The sequence below is a fragment of the Streptomyces sp. 4F14 genome (assembly GCF_048159485.1).
In the GTDB taxonomy this organism is placed as follows: domain Bacteria; phylum Actinomycetota; class Actinomycetes; order Streptomycetales; family Streptomycetaceae; genus Streptomyces.
This window is the reverse complement of sequence record NZ_JBLRVY010000008.1, coordinates 373,844-388,606: the sequence shown is the minus strand read 5'-3', so window position 1 is coordinate 388,606 and position 14,763 is coordinate 373,844. Positions and strand designations below refer to the sequence as shown.

General features: G+C 72.7%; 14 protein-coding genes. 10 read left to right on the top strand and 4 right to left on the bottom strand.

What is annotated here, in order from left to right:
- Positions 1-77: 77 nt before the first annotated feature.
- The gene (locus ACLZOT_RS17105; protein WP_416969770.1) at positions 78-785 is read left to right on the top strand and encodes a TetR/AcrR family transcriptional regulator; all 708 of its coding nucleotides are present in this window, start codon (positions 78-80) and stop codon (positions 783-785) included.
- Here the strand turns inward: ACLZOT_RS17105 and ACLZOT_RS17100 are convergent.
- The gene (locus ACLZOT_RS17100; protein ID WP_416969769.1) at positions 782-1,336 is read right to left on the bottom strand and encodes a MarR family winged helix-turn-helix transcriptional regulator; all 555 of its coding nucleotides are present in this window, start codon (positions 1,334-1,336) and stop codon (positions 782-784) included. The genes ACLZOT_RS17105 and ACLZOT_RS17100 overlap by 4 nt on opposite strands.
- Positions 1,337-1,404: 68 nt before the next feature.
- Here ACLZOT_RS17100 and ACLZOT_RS17095 point away from each other — a divergent pair, with 68 nt between their 5' ends.
- The 3 genes from ACLZOT_RS17095 to ACLZOT_RS17085 all read left to right on the top strand — a co-directional run bounded on the left by ACLZOT_RS17095 (position 1,405) and on the right by ACLZOT_RS17085 (position 3,852).
- Positions 1,405-1,830 carry a MarR family transcriptional regulator gene (locus ACLZOT_RS17095; RefSeq protein WP_416969768.1) on the top strand — a complete coding sequence of 142 codons (426 nt, stop codon included), beginning with the start codon at positions 1,405-1,407 and terminating at the stop codon, positions 1,828-1,830.
- 88 nt (positions 1,831-1,918) lie between these two features.
- The gene (locus ACLZOT_RS17090; RefSeq protein ID WP_416969767.1) at positions 1,919-3,190 is read left to right on the top strand and encodes a sensor histidine kinase; all 1,272 of its coding nucleotides are present in this window, start codon (positions 1,919-1,921) and stop codon (positions 3,188-3,190) included.
- A complete protein-coding gene (locus tag ACLZOT_RS17085; protein ID WP_416969766.1) occupies positions 3,187-3,852 on the top strand; it encodes a response regulator in 666 nt (221 codons plus the stop codon). The genes ACLZOT_RS17090 and ACLZOT_RS17085 overlap by 4 nt, the downstream gene beginning before the upstream one ends.
- Before the next feature lie 188 nt (positions 3,853-4,040).
- Here ACLZOT_RS17085 and ACLZOT_RS17080 read toward each other — a convergent pair whose 3' ends face one another.
- From ACLZOT_RS17080 to ACLZOT_RS17070, 3 genes are all read right to left on the bottom strand, one after another.
- Positions 4,041-4,322 (bottom strand): DUF6332 family protein, encoded by a 282-nt coding sequence (locus tag ACLZOT_RS17080; protein ID WP_416969765.1) that lies wholly within the window; start codon positions 4,320-4,322, stop codon positions 4,041-4,043.
- 33 nt (positions 4,323-4,355) lie between these two features.
- Positions 4,356-5,090, bottom strand: a complete 735-nt coding sequence (locus tag ACLZOT_RS17075; protein ID WP_416969764.1) for a maleylpyruvate isomerase family mycothiol-dependent enzyme — start codon at positions 5,088-5,090, stop codon at positions 4,356-4,358.
- A 357-nt stretch (positions 5,091-5,447) separates the two neighbouring features.
- On the bottom strand, positions 5,448-6,710 hold the full coding sequence (locus ACLZOT_RS17070) for an MFS transporter (protein WP_416969763.1): 1,263 nt from the start codon (positions 6,708-6,710) through the stop codon (positions 5,448-5,450).
- A 183-nt stretch (positions 6,711-6,893) separates the two neighbouring features.
- On the opposite strand from ACLZOT_RS17070, the gene htpG reads away from it, so the two are divergent.
- The 6 genes from htpG (at position 6,894) to ACLZOT_RS17040 (ending at position 14,737) form a co-directional block, all read left to right on the top strand.
- The gene (htpG, locus tag ACLZOT_RS17065) at positions 6,894-8,777 is read left to right on the top strand and encodes a molecular chaperone HtpG (protein ID WP_416969762.1); all 1,884 of its coding nucleotides are present in this window, start codon (positions 6,894-6,896) and stop codon (positions 8,775-8,777) included.
- Between the two features lie 162 nt (positions 8,778-8,939).
- Complete coding sequence (locus ACLZOT_RS17060) at positions 8,940-11,348, top strand: MFS transporter (protein WP_416969761.1); 2,409 nt, start codon at positions 8,940-8,942, stop codon at positions 11,346-11,348.
- 119 nt (positions 11,349-11,467) lie between these two features.
- Positions 11,468-12,028, top strand: coding sequence for a hypothetical protein (locus tag ACLZOT_RS17055; RefSeq protein ID WP_416969760.1), 561 nt, complete (start codon positions 11,468-11,470; stop codon positions 12,026-12,028).
- Between the two features lie 100 nt (positions 12,029-12,128).
- Positions 12,129-12,941 (top strand): alpha/beta fold hydrolase, encoded by an 813-nt coding sequence (locus tag ACLZOT_RS17050; protein WP_416969759.1) that lies wholly within the window; start codon positions 12,129-12,131, stop codon positions 12,939-12,941.
- A 69-nt stretch (positions 12,942-13,010) separates the two neighbouring features.
- On the top strand, positions 13,011-13,880 hold the full coding sequence (locus ACLZOT_RS17045; RefSeq protein ID WP_416969758.1) for an SIS domain-containing protein: 870 nt from the start codon (positions 13,011-13,013) through the stop codon (positions 13,878-13,880).
- A gap of 17 nt (positions 13,881-13,897) precedes the next feature.
- Positions 13,898-14,737: a class II fructose-bisphosphate aldolase gene (locus ACLZOT_RS17040; protein ID WP_416969757.1), complete on the top strand. Its 840-nt coding sequence runs from the start codon at positions 13,898-13,900 to the stop codon at positions 14,735-14,737.
- Positions 14,738-14,763 lie beyond the last annotated feature (26 nt).

Here is a 14,763-nt window from a genome sequence, read left to right as displayed (position 1 = left end):
GCAAGAGCGGTGCTCTCTCTTTTGTTCGGCGTTCTCCAATGTGTGCACCGCTCCGTTTTGGTGGAAGACTTGTCCGCATGAGCCGTAACGTCTCTCCAGGGGCCCGCGCCCGTGCCCGGATCGAAGTGACCGCCGCCATCAAGGAGGAGGCCCGCAGACAGCTCGCCGCGGCGGGCGCCGCCCAGCTCTCGCTGCGGGCCGTCGCCCGTGAGCTGGGCATGGTCTCCTCGGCCCTCTACCGCTACTTCCCGAGCCGCGACGACCTCCTCACGGCCCTCATCATCGACGCGTACGACAGCCTCGGAGAAGCCGCCGAGAAGGCCCACGCCCAGGTCGCCCAGGACGACGCCGTACGGCGCTGGGTCGCCGTCTGCGAGGCCGTACGCGGGTGGGCGCTCGCGCGACCCCACGAGTACGCGCTGATCTACGGCTCGCCCGTCCCCGGCTACCAGGCCCCCGACACGACCGTCCCCGCCGCCGCCCGCGTCGGCCTCCTCTTCATCGCGATCGCCCGTGACGCCCAGCACGCGGGCGCCCTCGTGGAACCGCCCCTCCCGCCCGCCCTGCGTCCCGAGGCCGAGCGCATCGCCGCCGACCTCGCTCCCGACCTCCCGCCGGGTGTCGCCGCCGCCCTCGTCGCCGCCTGGGCCCAGCTCTACGGTCTCGTCGGCTTCGAGCTCTTCGGCCAGTTCCACCGTGTCGTCGAGGACCGCGGGCCGTTCTTCCACGAGGCGGCGTCACGGCTTGCGCGTGGGGTGGGGTTCAGGGAGGAGGGGGCGGCCTAGAAGGTGCTTGCGGGGCCCGGGTCGGAGTGCGCCTGAGGTGAAGGCGGGCTCCCGGCCTGGCTCCTGTCCCGCTCGGTCAGTGCGGCGAAGTCCTGGACGAAGCGCGGCAGGAGGCGGGCGAAGGCGTCCTGGTCCTCCGTGGGCCAGTGGGCGATGGCCTCGGCGATTGCGCGGTGCCGGGTGTCGTGGACGCGGGCCAGGGCCGCGCGGCCGTCGTCGGTGAGGGCCAGCAGGGAACGGCGGCCGTCGCTCTGGTCGGCCTCGCGGCGCAGCAGGCCGGCGTCCAGGGCCTGGGCGGCGAGACGGCTGGAGCGCGGCTGGTCGACGCCGAGCGCGCCGGCCGCGTCCGTGACCGTCAGGGACTCGCCCCGGTCGGCGGCCGACTCGACCGCGTCGAGCAGTTCGAGCACCGCGTCCGGCAGCCGCTCGCCCCCCTCGTGCTCGCCGCGCCGCTCGGCGTGCCGGGCGAGGTTGCGCCGCTGCTGGGACCGGCGGAGCGCGACGAGGGCGCGCTCGATGGCCGTCATGTCCGAAATGGGGTTGTCAGGCACGGGGTCTCCGGTGCATAGTGGTACGCAACTGCATGTCACTGTACATGGAACGGACCACGGGGGTTCCCATGACCACGGACCGGCCGGTCGGCTACTGGCTCAAGCACCTCGACCACCTCCTGGAGCGCCAGTTCGAGGAGGCCCTCGCGGACGTCTCGCTCACCCGCAGAGAGTGGCAGGTTCTCCACGCGATCGCAGCGGGCGCCGCCACACGCGCCAGGCTCCGCGAGGCGCCGGCCCCTTTCTGGGCCGCGGGGAACGGCCCCGGGCCCGACGAGGTGCTGATGGTGCTCGCCGCCCGCGGACTGACCGGCCAGGGCGCGGACATCGGGCTGACGGACGAGGGCCGCGCGATCCACACACGGGCGCTGGAGCGGGTCGAGTGCACCCGCCGAACGGCCCTGACCGGCCTGACGCCCGAGGAGTACGCGCGCACGGTCCGGGTCCTGTCGGTCATGGCGGCCAACGTGGAGGCGGACCTTGCCGCCCGCTGACGCCCCGCCGCGTACTCCCGGGGAAGTACGGGCGAGCGCTCCGCCCGGCGGACGTCCCCCGGCCCCCTGCCCGTCTAGCGTGGCCGGTATGGAGGAACGGACAGCGGGACGGTGGCCGGACGGACCGCCGTGGTGGCGCGCGGCGCAGGACACCCGGCGGTGGCCCTGGCGGTCGACCGCGCTCGTCACCGCGTTCGTACTGATCGGCTCGGCCTACGCCGCCCGCGCCCAGGCCGACGACCGCCTGCCGCTCGACGTCCTCGCCCGCCTGCTGCTGATCACCGCCGCCGGACTCCTCCTGTGGCGCCACCGCCGGCCGGTGACCGTCCTGTGGGGTACGACGCTGGCGGCGGCCCTGTACCTCGGCGCCGGATACCCGTACGGGCCGGTGTTCGTGACCGTCGCCCTCGCCTGCTTCGCCGCCGTCGTCGCCGGGCACCGCAGGGCCGCGTGGAGTGCCGTCGGCCTGCTGTGGGCCACCGACCTGCTGGTCACCCAGTGGCTCTACCGCTGGCTGCCCCCGGCCGGTGACGGATCCGCGCCCCTCGGGCAGGAGTTCGCCGTCGCCGCCTGGGCCGTGGTGATCGTGGTCGTCTCGGAACTGGCCTCCACACGCCGCGAACAGTGGGCCCGGGAGCGCGCCGAACGCGCCCACGCCGCCCGGCGCCGCGCAGACGAGGAGCGCCTGCGCATCGCCCGGGAACTGCACGACGTCCTCGCGCACAGCCTCTCCGTCATCAACGTCCAGGCGGGCGTCGGCCTCGCCCTCCTCGACACCGACCCGGGCCAGGCCCGCACCGCCCTCACCACCATCAAGGCGGCCAGCAAGGAGGCCCTCGGCGAGGTCCGCCAGGTCCTCGACACCCTCCGTGCCCCCGGAGACGCCCCGCGCACCCCGGCCCCCGGTCTCGACCGGCTCCCGGAACTCGTCGAACAGGCCGCCCACGCGGGCCTGACCGTCCGGATCGACGGCACCCCGCCCCGGCTCTCCCCGGGCACCGGCCTCGCCGCCTTCCGCATCGTGCAGGAAGCCCTCACCAACGTCGTCCGCCACTCCGGCTCCCGCCACGCGCGCGTGCGCCTCGACACGGAGGGCGGGGCGCTGCGGCTCGTCGTGGACGACGACGGCCCGGCGACCGGAGCGGACGCCGGCGGCAGCGGCAACGGCCTCGCCGGGATGCGGGAGCGGGCGGCGGCACTCGGCGGGACCATCGAGGCGGGCGCGCGGGAGGACGGCGGGTTCCGGGTGGTGGCGGTGCTGCCGACGCGGGGGACTCCGTCCGGGAAGCTCCGTACGCCGGCCTCCGGGACCCCTGCCAGGCCCCCGACCCCGGGTTCCACCAAGGAGGACGACCAGTGATCCGTGTACTCCTCGCCGACGACCAGTCCCTCGTCCGCGCCGGCTTCCGCGCTCTGCTCGACGCGCAGGCCGACATCGAGGTGGTCGGTGAGGCGGCGGACGGGGAGGAAGCCGTACGGGCCGTTCGGGAGGCCGCGCCGGACGTCGTGCTGATGGACATCCGGATGCCCGTGCTGGACGGCCTCGCCGCGACCCGCGTGATCACCGGGGAACCGGCGCTCCAGGATGTGCGGGTGGTCGTCCTGACCACCTTCGAACTGGACGAGTACGTCTTCGAGGCGATCCGCTCCGGCGCCTCGGGCTTCCTCGTCAAGGACACCGAGCCGGACGAACTCCTGCGCGCCGTACGGGCGGTGGTCGCCGGGGACGCGCTGCTCTCGCCCAGCGTGACCCGGCGCCTCATCGCCGAGTTCGCGGCCCGCTCCAAGGAACCGTCGAGCGCCGACGCCCTCGCGCCGCTCACGGAACGCGAGCGGGAGGTCATGGCGCTGGTCGGGATCGGGCTGTCGAACGAGGAGATCGCGCGCAGGTTGGTCGTCAGCCCGCTCACCGCGAAGACTCACGTCAGCCGGACGATGGTGAAGCTGGGGGCGCGGGATCGGGCGCAACTGGTTGTGCTGGCTTATGAGTCGGGGTTGGTGCGGCCTGGGTGGCTGGGGTGAGGGGCGTTGTGGGGGTGGGCCGTGTGGTGGGGTTGGTGTGCGGGGTTGTTGACCGGGCCGGGCTCAGGCGAGGGGGTGCCTCGATCCGGGGCTTCGGTCCGGGCCGGGCGGTCGCCCTGCTCCTGGGGGCTGAGCCAGGCCGAGCGGCCGGACCGGTTCGCGTGGTCGCCCCGATGCCGGCGCCCGAGCTAAGCCGAGCGTCCGGGCTGGTCCGAGCCTTTGCCCTGGGACGCGGTGAACTTCACCAGGACGCTGATCACCCGTGCGAGGAACACCACCGGTACGAGTCCGGCGCCCGCCTTGAACAGCAGCCCCTCCGCCGGTTCCGGCAGGTCGAAGAGGAGCGACGGACCGGCCACCGCTCCGAACACGACCGCCGCTGCGAAGGCTGCGCTGAACAGCGCGTATCCGATCTCCACCGTGATCGCGTCCCGATCGGCCTGCGTACGGCGTCCCCCATGCCCCGTCATACCGCCGAGTCTCGCACAGGAGCCGGCGTCCCGTCAGATGATCGCCGAGCGCTCCGTCCACAGGGCGGCCAGCGCCTGGTCCCCGTGCACCTCGGGGAACGGCTCCCGGTTCCACAGCGCGAGGTACAACGTGCGAGCGGGGCCGGAGAGTTCGCAGTCGGCCTCGCCGGTGTCGGCGCGCACCGTCACCGGCGGTCCGGCGGAGAGCCGTACGGTCCACACCGCGTCGTCCGCGTCCGTCGCGCGCACGCGCACCAGGCGGGGTTCCTCGGTGCGGACGCGGCTGCGCTCGCGCGCGTGGAAGCCGCGCAGGATCTCGTCGACGCCGTCCACGGCGAAGTCGGTGCCGACCGGGGCGGGTTCGACGCCGGCCGCGGACTCGGCGTCGTAGCGGTGCACGGCCGTCTCGTGGGCCTGGCGGCGGGTCCAGAAGGCGAGCGGCGAGGGTGCGGGCAGGAAGGCGAAGCAGTCGGTGCCGGGCGGGGCCGAGGCGAGCGTCTCGACGAGCAGGCGGTGCCCCTCGCGGAACCAGTCCAGCAGGCCGGGGTCGTCGAGTTGGGGCACCGGGGCGAGCGGCCGTCGTTCGGTGATCCCTTCGGCCACGAACGCGCGCGCCCACCGGTGCACGGCCCCCGTGTGCTCCACCAACTCCCGCACCCGCCATCCCGGGCAGGTCGGGACACCGCTGTCGACCCCGGCAGCCTCGGCGGCATCGGCCAGGGCCCGGCCCTCATGGTCGAGGACACGGATGAACTCAATCGTCTCCATGGCCACGAGTGTGACGCGCCGGAGGGCGGTACGGAGGGGTGCATGGAGATCCGGGGGCTCCGCGCGGGGCGACGACCTGGGCCGTTCGGCCCGGGTGGGTGGGTGGTGTTTCGCGCGGGCGGTTCGGAGGGGTGGTTGCTGTCCCCTGCGGAGGCTCCTGGCTCGGGCGGGCGAGGGGAGTCATGCGTGGGTGGTCATCGTGTGTGCGGCTCGGAGGTCACCGAGGAACCGCCCAGGCCACAGCACTACGTGCGCGCGGGCTCGGAAGCGCGGCCGCTGCCCCACGCGGACGCGCCTCGACTGCCCCGCCCAGGCGGGCGCGTGGTGTCCCGCCCGAGCGGTGGGGAGCCGCCCGGCTCAGGCTGGCGTACGGCTCTCCGCGCGTCCGGCCACCGCTCCGATCAGTGCGGCCAGCCCCGCGAGGGCGGCGACGCTGGTGAGCGCGGTGGGCAGGGAGAACCAGTCGGCCATGAAGCCGATCGCCGGTGGGCCCAGCAGCATGCCGCCGTAGCCGAGGGTGGAGGCGACGGCGACGCCGTGCGGGCCGGCCAGCGCGCCCGCGCGTTCGACGGCGACCGGGAAGAGGTTCGCGAGGCCGAGACCCGCCACGGCGAAGCCGATCAACGCCACCCAGAACGCCGGGGCGAGCGCGCCCAGCAGCATCCCGGCCGCCGCGAGGGCGCCGCCCGCGACGACCGTACGGCTGCGTCCGAGCCGCTCCAGCAGCGTCGTCCCGGAGAGCCGGCCGACCGTCATGGCCAGCGCGAAACAGGAGTAGCCGACGGCCGCGGCTCCCGCGGAGGCGTTGAGGTCCTCGCGCAGGTGCAGCGCGCCCCAGTCGGCGAGGGCGCCCTCGCCGTATGCCGTGCAGCAGGCGATCAGCCCGAAGACGATCACGAGACGCCGGGCGCGGGGGCCTGCGGGGCGTGTTGGGGCGGGGTGGGACTGCTGCACGACGGCGTGATTCAGGGCGTCGACTCCGGCGGCCCCATCGACCCTGATGCCCCCGTCGACCGCCCGCGCAGGCGGCAGCCGCAGAAGCGCGCGTCCCGCGACGGCCGTGACCAGAAGCCCGACCACACCCAGCAGAAGCAAGTGCCACGAGGGCGACAAGCTGCCCGCGAGCAGCGCGCCGAGCCCCGCCCCCAGCATGCCGCCGAGGCTGAACGCCGCGTGGAAGCTGGGCATGATCGGCCGGCGCAGGACGGTGACGAGATCGACGGCGGCGCTGTTGAAGGCGACGTTGATCCCGCCGTACGCCGCGCCGAAGAGCAGCAGGACGGCGCCCAGGGCCGGGACGGAGTGGGCGTGCGGGGGCAGGGTGATCGACAGGGAGAGGAGGACCGCGCAGATCACGGTGACGAGGTGGCTGCCGTGGCGCTGGCAGAGGCGGCCCGTGAACAGCATCGTCACGACCGCCCCGGCGGAGACGCAGAGGAGGGCGAGGCCGAGGGAGGAGGCCGAGGCGCCGGTCTGCTCCTTGATGTCGGGGATGCGGACGACCCAGCCCGCGAACATGAAGCCGTCCACGGCGAAGAACGCGGTCAGGACGGTCCGCAGGAGGGCGAGGTCACTGCTCGGCGCGACGTTGCGCGAGCGGAGTTTGTTTATCAGCGGCACAAAGTGAGGTTAAGGAGGGGAAAGGGCGAGGGCAAGGGGGTTTGCGGTCACTCTGCCCGGCGGCCCGGCCCAGGGATGTGAAACAGGTCCTAAAGCCTGTGCTGCGGGCCCCACTTGGTGTTTTAGAGTGGCTCTCGCTCTGTGTGAACAAGTGGATTCGGCACGTGGGAGGACGCGCGCACCATGGCGACGGAAACGTTTGAGTTCCAGGTAGAGGCACGTCAGCTTCTCCAGTTGATGATCCACTCGGTCTACTCGAACAAGGACGTGTTCCTGAGGGAGCTCGTCTCGAACGCCTCCGACGCGCTCGACAAGCTGCGCCTCGACAAGCTGAGGGACGACAGCCTCGACGCGGACACCTCCGACCTGCACATCAGGATCGAGCTGGACAAGGACGCGCGGACGCTCACCGTCCGCGACAACGGCATCGGCATGTCGTACGACGAGGTCGGCAAGCTGATCGGGACCATCGCGAACTCCGGGACCGCCGCGTTCCTCAAGGAGTTGAAGGAGCAGGACGGCGAGGGGGACGAAGTCGAGGGCCTGATCGGCCAGTTCGGCATCGGCTTCTACTCCGGCTTCATGGTCGCCGACGAGATGACGCTGCTGACCCGCCGGGCCGGCGAGAGCGCCGGGACCCGCTGGTCGTCGCGCGGCGAGGGGACGTACACCCTGGAGAGCGTGGAGGACGCCCCGCAGGGCACGGCCGTCACGCTGCACCTCAAAGAGGCCGACCCCGACAACCAGTTGCACGACTACACGGCCGACTGGACGGTCAAGCAGATCGTCAAGAAGTACTCGGACTTCATCACCTGGCCGATCCGCCTCGACGCCGAGGAGGAGCCGCTCAACTCGATGAAGGCCCTGTGGGCGCGCTCGCGCGACGAGGTCACCGACGCCGAGTACCACGAGCTGTACAAGCACGTCAGCCACGACTGGCGCGACCCGCTGGAGACCATCCGCCTCCAGGCCGAGGGCACCTTCGAGTACCAGGCACTGCTCTTCCTGCCCGAGCACGCCCCGCACGACCTGTTCACCCGCGACTACCGGCGCGGCCTCCAGCTCTACGTCAAGCGCGTCCTGATCATGGACGACTGCGAGGCGCTGCTCCCGCCGTACCTGCGCTTCGTCAAGGGTGTCGTGGACGCGGCCGACCTCTCGCTGAACGTGTCCCGCGAGATCCTCCAGCAGGACCGCCACATCCTGATGATCCAGCGCCGGCTGGCGAAGAAGCTCCTCTCCTCGGTCAAGGAGATGCGGGCGAACGCGGCCGACAAGTACGCGACGTTCTGGCGGGAGTTCGGGGCGGTCCTCAAGGAGGGGCTGCTCAGCGACACCGACAACAAGGACGCGCTCCTCGGGGTCTGCTCCTTCGAGAGCACCAACTCCTCGGCGGAATCCGGCGAGTTGACGACGCTCCAGGAGTACGTGGAGCGGATGAAGGACGGCCAGGAGGCCATCTACTACCTGACCGGCGAGTCCCGCGAGAGCATCGAGAACTCCCCGCAGATGGAGGCGTTCTCGGCGCGCGGCATCGAAGTCCTGCTGCTCACCGACGCGGTTGACGAGGTCTGGGTCGACGCCGTCCCCGAGTTCGAGGGCAAGAGCCTGCGCTCCGTCGCCAAGGGCGAGATCGACCTCGACGCGAAGGACGGCGAACAGGCCGCCGAGGAACGGGAGAAGCAGGCCGAGGAGTACGCCGGGCTGCTCGACTGGATGAAGGAGCGGCTCGCCGAGGAGGTCAAGGACGTACGGCTCTCCTCGCGCCTCACCGTCTCCCCGGCCTGCGTCGTCTCCGACACGGGCGACATCACCCCGGCCCTGCAGAACATGTTCCGGGCCATGGGCCAGGAGGTCCCCACCGCCAAGCGCATCCTCGAACTCAACGCCGGGCACGCGCTGGTGCAGGGCCTGAACCGGGCCTACCAGGAGGAGGCGCGGCGCGAAGGGCTCGTGGAGACCGCCGAGTTGCTGTACGGCCTCGCGGTGCTCGCCGAGGGCGGGCGGCCGAAGGAGCCGGGCAAGTTCGTGCGGGTGGTGGCGGAGCGGCTGGAGAAGTCGCTCTGACCCGCTGAGGTACCCGGCAGGGCGTGCGCTCCGGACGTGGAGCGCACGCCCTGCTCATTTCCCCACATAATCCCCCCATCCTGTGGTTGCTTAAGTCAATCAATCGGGCGTACATTCAGTCGACGGCGTACCGGCCCGACATCCCCCCACGGAGGCCCGACCATGTCCCACGCGCAACCCCGGTCCGTGGAGACGGGGGTGGAGTCCGCGCCCCGGGCGAACCTCGTCGTCGCGGTGCTCGCCTTCGGCGGGATCGTCGTCTCGCTGATGCAGACGCTGGTCATCCCGATCGTGCCCGAACTGCCGAAACTCCTGAACGCCTCGGCCTCGGACGCCACTTGGGCGGTCACCGCGACCCTCCTCGCGGCGGCGGTCGCCACCCCCGTGATGGGCCGCCTCGGCGACATGTACGGCAAGCGGCGGATGCTGCTCGTCAGCCTGCTGACGCTGGTCGCCGGGTCGGTCGTCGCCGCGCTCAGCGACGCGCTCACCCCCATGATCGTCGGCCGCGCCCTCCAGGGCCTCGCCTCCGGGGTGATCCCGCTCGGCATCAGCATCATGCGCGACGAACTCCCCGCCGAACGCCTTGGCTCCGCGACCGCCCTCATGAGCGCCTCCCTCGGCATCGGCGGCGCCCTCGGCCTGCCCGCCGCCGCGCTCATCGCCGACCACTTCGACTGGCACATGCTGTTCTGGACGTCCGCCGCGCTCGGCGCCGTCGTGCTGGTCCTGGTCCCGGCGTTCGTCCCCGAGTCCCGCGTGCGCACCGGCGGACGCTTCGACTTCCCCGGCGCCGCCGGGATGGCCGCCGGGCTGATCTGCCTGCTGCTCGGCATCTCCAAGGGCGCCGACTGGGGCTGGACCAGCGGTACGACGCTCGGGCTGTTCGCCGCCGCCGCCGTCATCCTCGTCGGCTGGGGCTTCTTCGAACTCCGCGTCCCCGCACCGCTGGTGGACCTGCGCACCAGCGCCCGCCGCCAGGTCCTCGTCACCAACCTCGCGTCCATGGCCTTCGGGTTCTCCATGTTCGCGATGTCCCTCGTCCTGCCGCAGCTCCTCCAGCTCCCCGAGGCCACCGGGTACGGCCTCGGTAGGTCGCTCCTCGACGCGGGCCTCGTCATGGCGCCGACCGGGCTCGTGATGATGGCCGTCGCCCCCGTGTCCGCGCTCATGTCCAAGAAGTGGGGCGCCAAGGTCACACTGATGGCCGGAGCGGTGATCGTCGCCGTCGGGTACGGGCTCGGCGTCGTCCTGATGTCCGAGGTCTGGCAGCTCGTCCTGGTGTCCTGCGTCGTCGGCGCCGGTATCGGCTTCGCCTACGGCGCGATGCCCGCGCTGATCATGGGCGCGGTGGACCCGGCCGAGACCGCCGCCGCGAACAGCCTCAACACCCTGATGCGCTCCATCGGCACCTCGACGGCCAGCGCCGTGGCCGGGGTGATCCTGGCGCAGATGACGACCGGTTTCCACGGGGTGGCGCTGCCCTCGGAGAACGGGTTCAAGGTCGTCATGGGCGTCGGCTCGGGGGCGGCGGTGCTCGCGTTCGCCGTCGCGGCGTTCATCCCGCGCAGGCGGACGGCCGGCACGGGGATCGAGGCGCGCTCCGAGGCAGAGGCAGAGGCAGAGGCAGCCGCAGCTGCACGTGCAGCCGCACCTGAGTCGTACGACGCCACCGCACCGGCACCAGCCGTCGCCGCCGCCCAGGCCCCCGATACCCAGGCCATCGGCGCCGCCGTGGCCGTCCCCCTCTCCCGCGCCGTCGCCGAACTCGTCGCGACCGTCCCGAACCTCGGCGACGGTGTCCCCGGCGGCATCGGCCACCCCGTGCGCGGCCAGGTGCGCGGCGCCGAGAACGTCCCCGTCCCCGGCGCCGCCGTGACGCTGATCTCCCTGGACGGACGCCAGTTGGCCCGCGCGGTCGCCGACACCGACGGCACGTACGCCGTCCAGGCGCCCGGCGAGGGCACGTACGTCCTGCTCGCCGCCGCCGACGGACTCCAGCCGCAGGCGACCACCGTCGTCGTGGGCACCGCGCCCGTGTCGTACGACATCCTCCTGAGCGGCAGCAGCGGCCTCGCCGGCGTCGTGCGCGGCGCGGACGGCGGGGCGCCGGTCGCGGGAGCGGTGGTGATCGTGACCGACGTCCGGGGCGACGTCCTCGCGACCACGCGCACCGACGGGCTCGGCGAGTTCGCGCTCACCGACCTCGTCCCCGGCCCGGTCACGGTCGCCGTCAGCTCGCCCAAGCACCGCCCGCTCGCGCTCCCCGTCGAGATCGCCGGCACCGGCGTCACCCGCGTCGAGGCCGAGCTCCAGCCCGGCGCGCACGTGCGGGGGACCGTGCGCGGCGCCGGGTTCCCGCTCGGCGACGCCCGGGTGACGCTCGTGGACGCCGCCGGGAACGTCGTCGCCACGACCACGACCGGCGCCGACGGCGCGTACGCCTTCTCCGACCTCGACAGCGGCCAGTACACCGTCATCGCGACCGGCTACCCGCCCCGCGCGACCGGCGTCAGCCTGGCCGGGGACCTAGACGGCCACGACATCGAACTCGCCCACGCCGACCAGTAGTTCACCGGGGCTGTACGCCAAGTCGCCTGCATGCGGCCCCGATTCGGAAGGCAACCTTCCGTCGGGCTGCGTCGTCTTAAGCCGCGTCACTGTCACACCCATCCGCACAAGGGGAACCAATGCGACGCACAGCAGCGGCAGTTGCGGCACTAGCCCTCGCCGTGACAGCGCTCGGCACCGCGGCCACCACCGCGACGGCGGCCACGGGGCAGAGCGTCACCGCCTGTCCCACCGGCTGGGGGAGTCTTGAGAAGTCCGCCGCCTCGGTGAACTACGCGCCGCTCACGAACGCCCGGACCGGTCAGCACGACTGCTACGACCGGATCGTCTTCGACATACCGGGCGGCGGCACCGGCGTCGGCTACCGCGTCGGCTACGTCGACGCCCTGTACCAGGACGGCTCCGGCGACCTCGTCCCGGTCTCCGGCGGCGCGATCCTCTCGATCCGCCTCGTGGCGCCGTCCTACGACTACGAGACGGGCAAGCCCACCTACCCCGGCCGCGCCCGCCAGCCGCTCCCCGGGGTCGACGTCAGCGGCTACACCACCTTCCGCGACACCCGCTTCGCCAGCAGCTTCGAGGGCGACACCCTGATGGGCGTCGGCACGAGGGCCCGACTGCCGTTCAAGGTCCAGCAGTTGGCGGACAAGATCGTCATCGACGTCGCGCACACCTGGTGAGACCACGCCGGGGACCGGCCGTCGTACGCCGGTCCCCGGCCCGGTCGCCGCGGGCGAGCTGGTTGACTGTGCACGACCACGTGCACGGCGAAGGAGGACCATGCCCGACCTGCGGATCGGCGGAACCCGGCTCCAGTACGACGACGAGGGCGCCGGCGACCCCGTCGTCCTCGTGATGGGGCGCGGCGCCGGAGGACGCGTCTGGCACCTCCACCAGGTCCCCGCCCTCAAGGCGGCCGGGCACCGTGTCGTCACCTTCACCAACCGGGGCATCCCGCCGAGCGACCCGTGTCCCGAGGGGTTCACGATCGACGACATGGTTGCCGACACGGCCGGCCTCATCGAGCACCTCGGCCTCGGCCCGTGCCGGGTCGTCGGCACCTCCCTGGGCGCCTACGTCGTCCAGGAACTCATGGTCGCCCGGCCCGAGTTGGTCAGCCAGGGCGTCCTGATGGCCACCCACGGCCGCACCGACGCCTACCGCCGCGCCGCCATTGCCGCCGAACGCGCCCTGCACGCCGAGGGGTTGACGCTCCCCGCCGCCTACACGGCCTGGAACCGCGCCCTGCGCAACCTCTCCCCGGCCACCCTCGACGACGAACAGCGCCTCCAGGACTGGCTGGACCTCTTCGAGTTCGCCCGCGAGGACGCCGGGCCCGGCAGCCGCGTACAGCTCGAACTCACCGCCCCCGACGGCAGGTTGGCCGCGTACCGGGAGATCAGGACGCCCACGCTGGTGATCGGTTTCGCCGACGACGCAGCCCTCCCGGCCCGGCTCAGCCGCGAGGTCGCCGACGCGATCCCGGGTGCGGTGTACCGGGAGGTCAAGGACTGCGGCCACTACGGCTATCTCGAACGCCCGGACGCCGTCAACCGGTTGCTGCTCGACTTCTTCCGGGGCGCCGGCCGCTGAGGCGTTCTTGAAGCCCTGAGGCGGGCCGCCGTACCGTGCGGGGACGACCGTCGCAGGGAAAGGCGGGACATGACCCACGTCGAGGACGAACTGCTGACCCAGCCCGCGTGCTGGACCCGTGCCGTCTCCCGAGCCGCCGACCACAAGGCAGAGTTGCCCGCCCCCGGCGAACGCGTCGCGATCGTCGGCTGCGGCACCTCCTACTACATGGCCCAGGCGGCGGCAGCCCTGCGGGGCGGCGAGACGGACGCCTGGGCCGCCTCGGAGTTCCCGTACGACCGCCCCTACGACCGCGTCGTCGCCCTCACCCGCTCCGGCACGACGACGGAAGTCCTGGACCTCCTGCGCCGGTTGCGCGGCCGGACCCGCACGACCGCGATCACCGCCGACCCGGACGCGCCCGTCGGGACGGCCGCCGACGCCATCGTCTCCCTCACCTACGCCGACGAACGCTCCGTCGTCCAGACCCGGTTCGCCACCACGGCCCTCACCCTCCTGCGCGCCCACCTCGGCCTGCACCCGGACACGGCAATACCCGACGCCCGTACGGCACTTGCCGAACCGCTGCCCCAAGGGCTCGTGGAATGCCGCCAGTTCACGTTCCTCGGACGCGGCTGGAGCGTCGGGCTCGCCCACGAGGCCGCGCTGAAGATGCGCGAGGCGTCCCTCGCGTGGACCGAGGCGTACCCGGCGATGGAGTACCGGCACGGACCCATCAGCGTCAGCACGGCCGGGACGGCGACCTGGATGTTCGGCGAGGCGCCCGACGGACTCGACCGACAGGTACGCGACACCGGGGCGTTGTGGATCCAGGGCGAACTGGACCCGCTGGCCGAACTGGTCCGGGCCCAGCGGCTCGCGGTGGCCGTCGCGGCGGCCCGGGGACTCGACCCCGACCGGCCCCGCCACCTCACACGCTCGGTGATCCTCACGCCCTGAACGTCCGGAGGCGCACGATGCCCCTCACCACCACAGCCGACCTCGTCACCAGCGCCGCTCGACTCCGGTCCGCCGTCGCCGCGTTCAACGTCATCACCCTGGAGCACATCGAGGCGGTCGTCGAAGGCGCCGAGTCCCTCGGGGTGCCGGTCGTGCTCCAAGTCAGCGAGAACGCGGTCCGGTTCCGGCGCGGTCAGGTCCACGCCCTCGCCCGCGCCGCTCTCACGGTCGCCCGACAGGCCGCCGTACCCGTCGCGTTGCACCTCGACCACGTCCGGGACGACCGGCTCCTGAGGCAGGCCGCCGACGCCGGGTTCAGCTCGGTGATGTACGACGCCTCGCATCTGCCGTACGACGAGAACCTCGCCGCGACGCGGGGTGCGGTCGGGTGGGCGCACTCTCAAGGGGTGTGGATCGAGGCCGAGTTGGGGGAGATCGGCGGGAAGCGGGGGGCGCACGCGCCCGGGGTGCGGACCGATCCCGGCCAGGCGCGGGCGTTCGTCGCGGACTCCGGTGTGGACGCGCTGGCCGTCGCGATCGGCAGCACGCACGCCATGACCAGCCGTACCGCCGCCCTCGATCACGACCTGCTGAAACGGCTCGCGGACGCCGTCGACGTACCGCTCGTCCTGCACGGCTCCTCCGGGGTGCCGGACAGCGAACTCACCGCCGCCGTCGCGGGCGGCATCGCCAAGGTCAACGTCGGGACGGCCCTCAACGTCGCGATGACCGGGGCGATTCGCGTGCATCTGCGGGAGCATCCGCAGGAGGTGGACTCCCGTGCGTATCTCGGCGCCGGGCGGGAGGCGATGGCGCAGGAGGCCGCGCGGATCCTGCGGGTGGTCGGCCAGGTGTGAGCGGGGGCCGCACGCGGCGACCGGCA

Coding starts and splice junctions, on each gene's coding strand:
- ACLZOT_RS17105 (WP_416969770.1), top strand. CDS start 78: ATGAGCCGTAACGTCTCTCCAGGGGCCCGCGCCCGTGCCCGGATCGAA.
- ACLZOT_RS17095 (WP_416969768.1), top strand. CDS start 1,405: ATGACCACGGACCGGCCGGTCGGCTACTGGCTCAAGCACCTCGACCAC.
- ACLZOT_RS17090 (WP_416969767.1), top strand. CDS start 1,919: ATGGAGGAACGGACAGCGGGACGGTGGCCGGACGGACCGCCGTGGTGG.
- ACLZOT_RS17080 (WP_416969765.1), bottom strand. CDS start 4,322: ATGACGGGGCATGGGGGACGCCGTACGCAGGCCGATCGGGACGCGATC.
- ACLZOT_RS17075 (WP_416969764.1), bottom strand. CDS start 5,090: ATGGAGACGATTGAGTTCATCCGTGTCCTCGACCATGAGGGCCGGGCC.
- htpG (WP_416969762.1), top strand. CDS start 6,894: ATGGCGACGGAAACGTTTGAGTTCCAGGTAGAGGCACGTCAGCTTCTC.
- ACLZOT_RS17060 (WP_416969761.1), top strand. CDS start 8,940: ATGTCCCACGCGCAACCCCGGTCCGTGGAGACGGGGGTGGAGTCCGCG.
- ACLZOT_RS17055 (WP_416969760.1), top strand. CDS start 11,468: ATGCGACGCACAGCAGCGGCAGTTGCGGCACTAGCCCTCGCCGTGACA.
- ACLZOT_RS17050 (WP_416969759.1), top strand. CDS start 12,129: ATGCCCGACCTGCGGATCGGCGGAACCCGGCTCCAGTACGACGACGAG.
- ACLZOT_RS17045 (WP_416969758.1), top strand. CDS start 13,011: ATGACCCACGTCGAGGACGAACTGCTGACCCAGCCCGCGTGCTGGACC.
- ACLZOT_RS17040 (WP_416969757.1), top strand. CDS start 13,898: ATGCCCCTCACCACCACAGCCGACCTCGTCACCAGCGCCGCTCGACTC.